This window comes from Streptomyces africanus (assembly GCF_002150735.1).
Classification (GTDB): domain Bacteria; phylum Actinomycetota; class Actinomycetes; order Streptomycetales; family Streptomycetaceae; genus Streptomyces; species Streptomyces africanus.
Genome location: NZ_MUKA01000360.1, coordinates 1 through 6,821 on the forward strand (window position 1 = coordinate 1; position 6,821 = coordinate 6,821).

A 6,821-nucleotide genomic window follows, 5' to 3' on the forward strand; every position below is an offset into this window, starting at 1 on the left:
GCCACCCTTGACCCGGGCCGCCCGCTCGCTTCTCCCCCGTGCTGGAGCGGCCCGGGTCAAGGGTGGCCCGAAGGGCCATCGGCGTCAGCCGACGCGGAACGCAGCGCAGCGGAGTGAAGCGCCCTTGAGGCGGGGCGCGGAAGCACGACACTGACCAAGAAGCGGGCGGCCCCGGCGGCAACAGCGTCTCGCGGAGGCAGTTTGTACGAGGGTCAAGCCCCTGCGGCCAGATCCCATGACACGGCCGTGGGAGACCCCGCCCAGTCCCCGGCGTCGGTACGCCAGATCGACGCGATGCCGCGATCCTCCAGGTACTCGGCGTAGTGCCCAATGTCTTCCGTGAAGAGGGCAACAAGGTGCGGCTTCGGCTCGCCGCGCTTCTCGTGCCAGTAGTAGCTGTACTCGTAGAGCTGACCTACGGCTTGCCGGACGGCCTGGGTGGCATTGCCCTTCTTCACGGCCTTGCCCTCTACAAGCCAGGAGCGCTGCCGATCCACGGCGGGACGGCGTAAGACCAGGTCTCTCGGATACATGCCTTGTGTGATTGGGGTGTACCCGCGCGTGACGACGTGGAGGCCGAAGGCTTCAATCAGCTCCTCGTGGTGGCGTTCCCTGCGTCGTCGTCCGCCCTTGATGCGGACGTAGTAGTCGCTGCTGCTATTCGGGCGAAAGCCGTCCAGAGGGTCTTCGGCAATGGAGTGCCCCTCACCCTCGTACACGACAGGCTCGTTCTCCCACGGCTGCTGAAGCCAGACGCGATAGGTGGCAGCAGCATCGCGCAGAAGCAGAGACGCCACATGGAGTTCCTCTGCGAGGACTTCCTCCGACGGCATGCTCGCGATCTCGTACCGGCGGGCCACGACGCTCGCCGCCTCGTACGCACGGGGACGTTCGAGGCTAGATCGAAAGGCCGGCGTATGACTCCAACGCCTGGCCAGCTCAGGTTCTATTCCTGCCCGGAGCTGCCTCGCTCGCCGCTTCAGCTCTCTCCGCAGGTCTCCCTGCTTGGGGTACTCGTCCGAAAGCTTCGTCACGCCCTGCTGCATCGTGAGGGTCACGGACGTAAGGGTTGAGTCGAAGATGTAGGCGAGGTACAGCCCCGCTTGAGCCTGCGTGTTGATCGATCTACCGAACACACCGATCCAAGGAGTACTACTCGCCGACCCCTGCCCGCCATATCCCGCGGCGGAGAAGCCATGCGGTAGCGGTAGATCGGGCATCCTCTCGACCTCCCGGAGGAGGTCCTGGGCTGGTACGCCGCTAGCCGTACCGGCCTTGGGGTCGTAGGTCTCCGCTATACGTATGAGGAGGTCACGTAAGAGCACGCCCAAAAAGTAACTCTGTTTGATCAGTTGTGTCACTTAGGGATCAACTTGCTGCAGGACAACGACTGCACTTGCCCAACGCCAGAAGCCGTCTGCACAGCTCCGGACGCTGTCAGCGCCTCTTGATAGAAAAGGCCCATCGTCGATCGACGCGATCAATCGGGGGAGCTTGCCTATGCCTGAGAGCCGTACCGACGCCTCGGCCCCGGCCGATGGACTGTACGAGCAGCTGATCACGCTCCGCTTTGAGCAGCAGCTGAAGGAGTTGGTCAGCCGCGGCTGGCATCCCGTGAGCGAAGCCGTGGGGCCAGAGTCAGGGCCGCACATCCTGGCGTCGCATATTGCGGGAACGGTTCGACGTGTGCTGCAGAACCTCCCACCAGAGGAGCGAGTTTACGCAGCGAACCACATCCTGGAGTCCATCAGCACCCTGCAAGGTGCACAGGAGTGGGTGGACCTGATCGCAGACGGACCACGCCAACTCCTGGCACTGACCCGGCAAGAGGCACCCGGTGTGTTTGCCGTACGTCCGGGCATCCCGCTCTCCGACGCGGCTCTGATCACCAACTCTCCCGATGACCCGAGCCTCGGCTTCGAACTGCGCGCAGAGCTCGCCACAGCTGACCGCGTGGACCTGCTGTGCGCCTTCGTTAAGTGGCATGGTCTCCGGATCATCGAGCAGTCACTCAAGGCAGCCCATGCCCGAGAGGTGCCGATACGGGTCATCACGACGACTTACATCGGCGCGACCGAACGGCGCGCGTTGGACCGACTAGTGGGGGAGTTCAACGCGCAGGTCAAGGTCAACTACGAGACCCGCACGACACGGTTGCACGCCAAGGCGTGGCTGTTCCGCCGTCGCAGTGGATACGACACGGCATACGTGGGCAGCTCGAACCTGTCCAAGGCAGCGCTTCTCGATGGCCTGGAGTGGAACGTCCGCCTGTCCTCCGTCGCCACTCCCGATGTGCTTCGCAAGTTTGAAGCCACCTTCGACGCCTACTGGAACGATCCTTCCTTCGAGACATACGACCCGAAGGCCGATGGCGAGCGCCTTCAGGAAGCATTGGCGATTGCGGGCGGAACCTCGTCGACGTCCGCTGCTCGCAGGATCACCTTGTCAGGTCTAGAGGTACGGCCGTATCCGCACCAGCGTGACATGCTGGAGCGGCTTGAGGTCGAGCGTGAGGTTCACAACAGGCACCGGAATCTGCTCGTTGCGGCCACAGGTACAGGCAAGACCGTGATGGCTGCCCTGGACTACAAACAACTGCGTAAGAAGCACGGTCGTGACCTGCGGCTGCTCTTCGTTGCCCACCGCAAGGAGATACTCGAGCAGTCGATGAGGACTTACCAAGACGTCTTGGTAGACGCGAACTTTGGCGAGTCGCTGCACAGTGGTGAAATCCCAGAGCGCTGGTCCCATGTCTTCGCGAGCGTGCAGTCGCTCAACGCAAGAGGCCTCGATCGCCTCGCTCCCGATCACTTCGATGTGATTGTGATCGACGAGTTCCACCACGGAACCTCACCGACCTACCGGAAGATCCTTGATCACTTCCGCCCCATGGAGCTGCTAGGGCTCACTGCCACGCCCGATCGCATGGACGGCAGGAACATTCAGGACGAGTTCTTCGACGGCCGGATTGCTGCCGAAATGCGACTGTGGGAGGCGCTAGAAAATGATCTCCTCAGCCCATTCCACTACTTCGGCATAAGCGACTCCACAGACCTCAGCACGGTGGAGTGGAAGCGCGGAGCGTATGACCCAGCCGCATTGAGCAATGTGCTCTCGAGCAACGTCAGACGTGCCCGGCTGGTCGTGAAATCGGTGAAGGAGAAGGTTGCCGATCCCAGCACGATGCGCGCGCTGGGCTTCTGCGTATCAGTCGCCCACGCCCGCTTCATGGCTGAAGTCTTCCGCACGGCCGGCCTCAATGCCATCGCTCTGTCCGGGGAGACGCCGGCCGAGCAGCGGAAGCAGGCACTGGACGACCTAGCGTCAGGCGTGCTCCAGGTGATCTTCTCGGTCGACCTCTTCAACGAAGGCCTCGACATCCCCGACGTGGACACGCTGCTCCTCCTTCGCCCCACCTCCAGTGTCACAGTCTTCTTGCAGCAGTTGGGCCGCGGACTCCGCCGTTCCGAAGGCAAAGCGGTGCTCACCGTGCTGGACTTCATCGGACAGCATCGCAAGGAGTTCCGTTTTGAAAACCAATTTCGGGCGCTGACCAACTTGACCCGCAAGCGGCTGCTTGACCACATCGAGCACGACTTCCCACAGCTCCCCTCCGGCTGCCAAATCATCCTTGAGGAAAAGGCGAAGAAGGCGATCATCGCCAACATCAAGGATCAGCTCGGCGTCAATGTGACGGCACTAGCACGTGAAGTGGCGGATTATGCAGAGCCAACGCTCAGCCGCTACCTGGAAGAGAGCGGCCGTGAACTCAAGGAGCTCTACCGGGGGAACGGGAACTCCTGGACAGGCCTGCTTCGCCGAGCGGGGCTACTGAAGGGCGAGGCGCCTGAAGGTGAAGCAACGCTACTCAAGCGCATCCCGGCGTTTCTTCACGTGGACGATCCACTCCGTGTGGCCGCGTACACGCGGATGTTAGAGGACGACGCTCCTTCCTACAGCGAGCTCGATGAGCAGGGGAAAGCGTACGCTCGCATGCTCTTCTTCCAGCTGTGGCCGCTCGGCGGCGTAATCCGCAAGGGGTTCACTAGCTACGACGCCGGCTTCGCAACGCTTCGCAAACAGCACGCCTTGCGGAGTGAGCTCCGTCAGGTATTGGCGTACAACTTGGCGCACACAGAGCACGTACCGATTCCGCTGCTCGGGATCAGCGGCGGAGCCGGGATCCCGCTGACCGTGCACGCCTCGTACAGCCGTGAAGAGATACTGCCTGCCCTTGGGCAGTCCAGCATCGGTGGTTTTATGCCTGGAGATTTCCGCGAAGGCGTGAAGTGGTGCGAGTCCATCAAGACGGACGCCCTCCTCATCACCCTGGAGAAGGACGAGAAGGACTTCTCTCCGCAGACCCGCTACCACGACTACGCCCTGAGCGAGACCCTCTTCCACTGGGAGTCCCAAAACCAGACCTCGGAGACCTCTCCCACAGGCCTCCGGTACCAGCGGCATGTCACTGAAGGCAGCCACGTGTTGCTCTTCGTACGCCGCTACAAGACCACGGACATCGGTGGCGCCCAGCCGTGGATACTGCTCGGCTCTGCCGAGTACGTGGAGCACACGGGCAGCAAACCCATGGCGATCACGTGGCGACTGAAGCACCCGATTCCGGCTGACGTCTGGACGTATTCTGCGATCTCAGCCGGGTAAAGCCTTACGCCTCTTCACACAGGGCAGCGCACTCGGCCTCGAAACGCATCTGGGCTCGGCCGAGCATGTCGTCCGCGTCGCGGCCGTGGGCCTGGAGCCAGTGAAGGAGGTCGGTGATCGCCGCGATCACCGTCTCCTCCGCTACGGCGGAACTCAGCCTGCCCACGTCCGTCCTGCACGGCAACGGCGTAGTAGCGGCGTAGAGGCTGAGCAGGGCCTCGGCCCGCATCACGCTGGGGGCTTCCACGTGGCCGCTGGGTGCCGCGAGCTTTGTGGCCAGCTCGCACCATGTGATCTTCCGGTCCGGGCGTAGCAGCACGCCCCAGCGATCGGCCACGGCGTCCACGAGCGCCATGCCTCTCCCCTCCAGGGATTCCGTGCTCGGGTCCCGGAGGACGGGCAGGGACCGTGTGTCCGGATCATGCACCTCGATGCGCAGGTGCGTGCCCCGCACGGAGACAGCCAGCGTCGCGGGCGTGCCGTGTCCCACATGCGTGATGACGTTGGACACCAGCTCGCTGACGCACAGTTGCGCCTCGTCGGTGATGTCCTGCAACCCCCACATGCCTAGGTGCAGTCGCATGATCCGGCGCAGGGCAGCCACCTCCACGGGTTCGGCCGTGAAGGCAAGCTCCCACGGCTTGCGCGACATGCACGCTTCCTGGCTCACGCGGACCCCTCTCGTCGCAGTCGACACAGCACCGCAGCGCAGCGTCACGAACGATCACTTTGAGTTGTGCTGTCGACCACTGTGCTGGCAGCGCATCCCTTTGTGCAATGTGCACGGCGGGATTCCCACTTCCGTGTGATTGGCAAGCACACCCCTTGGCGCGAGACTGAACGCCCGCTACTGGAAAGAGGGTTGAGATGGCCGGTTCACCCACGGCACGCCGTCGGCGCCTCTCGATCGAGCTGAAGAAGCTCCGCGAGAAGAGCACACTCACCTGCGCCCAGGTCGGTTCGGCCCTGGACTGGAGCGGCTCCAAAGTCAACCGGATGGAGACGGGCAGTGGGCGTATCCAGCCGTCGGACATCGATGCTCTGTGCCGCTTCTACGGCACGAGCGACGAACTGCGCGAGTTCCTCAAGTCGCTGGCCAGGCAGGCAAAAGTGCGCGGTTGGTGGCAGGTCCACGGCGCCGGCGTGCCCGAGTGGTTCAACATCTACATCGGCCTCGAACAGGACGCATCGACGTTCCGCCAGTACCAGTGCGAGGTCGTACCCGGCCTCATGCAGACCGAGATGTACGCGTCCGAGCTCCACAAGTCCGGCGCGCACATGTCGGCCGAGGACATCACCAAGGCGGTGCAGGTGCGCATGGAACGCCAGGCCATGCTGAGGCGACCGGATGCTCCCGACGCATGGTTCATCGTGAACGAGGGTGCTCTGCGCCACGTCATGGGGGACCACGCTCTGATGCGAGAGCAGATGGAACGGGTTCTGGAGACGACCCAACTGCCGACCGTGACCTTGCAGGTGCTTCCCTTCGACTCAGGGACTTATCCGGCCACCGGTTCGTTCACCATGCTGGGCTTCCCGGCCCCGGAGGATCCGGATCTCGTGTATCGAGACGGCATCACCGATGCCATGTACTTGGAGGGCGAGCATCATGTCCGTGAGTACACGAGGGCGTTCGACGGCCTCCGGGCCGCGGCCTTGAGCCCTCAACGCTCCGCCCTGTTGATCGAGTCGATCTTGAAGGATTACGCAAGGTGACAATAGAAGCTTCCGGCGGAAGCGACCGTCCGGTGTGGTTCACGTCGTCCTACAGCAACGGCGCCGGGGGCGAGTGCGTCGAGTGCGCGTTCACTGGCGGTGATGCCCTCGTGCGCGACTCAAAGGTCGCGGAGGCGGGTGTGATCGTGGTGGGAAGCGATGCGTGGCGCTCCTTCGTCCAGACCGTGAAGCGCAACGCGGCGGCTCGTTAACGGGTGCTGCGTAGGTCCTCGGACCAGGCCGAGAAAGTCACGTTGGCTGTGAGGCACTCACGGCCGCCCGGTTTTTCCGAGGTTGGCGGTTCCGGGGCGAGTGTCAAGAGCGCCCTTCGGGCGTCGGCTTCGCCGATTGCGCTTCGCTTCACTCTTGACGCTCGCCCCTCCACCGCGGAGTTATTGCCGACCGGGCGGCCCAGGGGTGGGGCGGCGGGGACGGTTGGGATG

At 63.5% G+C, this 6,821-nt stretch carries 5 protein-coding genes; 3 read left to right on the plus strand and 2 right to left on the minus strand.

Annotation, left to right across the window (positions count from 1 at the left end; all coding sequences use genetic code 11):
• Nucleotides 1-212: 212 nt before the first annotated feature.
• Entirely contained in the window at nt 213-1,361 is a 1,149-nt protein-coding gene (locus tag CCL05_RS35905; RefSeq protein WP_086564835.1) for an MrcB family domain-containing protein, read from the minus strand.
• Between the two features lie 139 nt (nt 1,362-1,500).
• Here CCL05_RS35905 and CCL05_RS35910 point away from each other — a divergent pair, with 139 nt between their 5' ends.
• Entirely contained in the window at nt 1,501-4,662 is a 3,162-nt protein-coding gene (locus CCL05_RS35910; protein ID WP_086564836.1) for a DEAD/DEAH box helicase, read from the plus strand.
• Between the two features lie 4 nt (nt 4,663-4,666).
• Here the strand turns inward: CCL05_RS35910 and CCL05_RS35915 are convergent, their stop codons facing one another.
• Nucleotides 4,667-5,314 carry an ATP-binding protein gene (locus CCL05_RS35915; protein ID WP_086564837.1) on the minus strand — a complete coding sequence of 216 codons (648 nt, stop codon included), beginning with the start codon at nt 5,312-5,314 and terminating at the stop codon, nt 4,667-4,669.
• A gap of 215 nt (nt 5,315-5,529) precedes the next feature.
• Here CCL05_RS35915 and CCL05_RS35920 point away from each other — a divergent pair, with 215 nt between their 5' ends.
• Together CCL05_RS35920 and CCL05_RS35925 are read left to right on the plus strand one after the other, a co-directional pair.
• Nucleotides 5,530-6,378: a helix-turn-helix domain-containing protein gene (locus CCL05_RS35920; protein ID WP_086564838.1), complete on the plus strand. Its 849-nt coding sequence runs from the start codon at nt 5,530-5,532 to the stop codon at nt 6,376-6,378.
• Nucleotides 6,375-6,590 carry a DUF397 domain-containing protein gene (locus CCL05_RS35925; protein ID WP_086564839.1) on the plus strand — a complete coding sequence of 72 codons (216 nt, stop codon included), beginning with the start codon at nt 6,375-6,377 and terminating at the stop codon, nt 6,588-6,590. The genes CCL05_RS35920 and CCL05_RS35925 overlap by 4 nt, the downstream gene beginning before the upstream one ends.
• The last annotated feature ends 231 nt before the right edge of the window (nt 6,591-6,821 follow it).

Excerpts from the sequence above, each read along its gene's own strand:
- CCL05_RS35910 (WP_086564836.1), top strand. The coding sequence starts at position 1,501 with ATGCCTGAGAGCCGTACCGACGCCTCGGCCCCGGCCGATGGACTGTAC.
- CCL05_RS35915 (WP_086564837.1), bottom strand. The coding sequence starts at position 5,314 with ATGTCGCGCAAGCCGTGGGAGCTTGCCTTCACGGCCGAACCCGTGGAG.
- CCL05_RS35920 (WP_086564838.1), top strand. The coding sequence starts at position 5,530 with ATGGCCGGTTCACCCACGGCACGCCGTCGGCGCCTCTCGATCGAGCTG.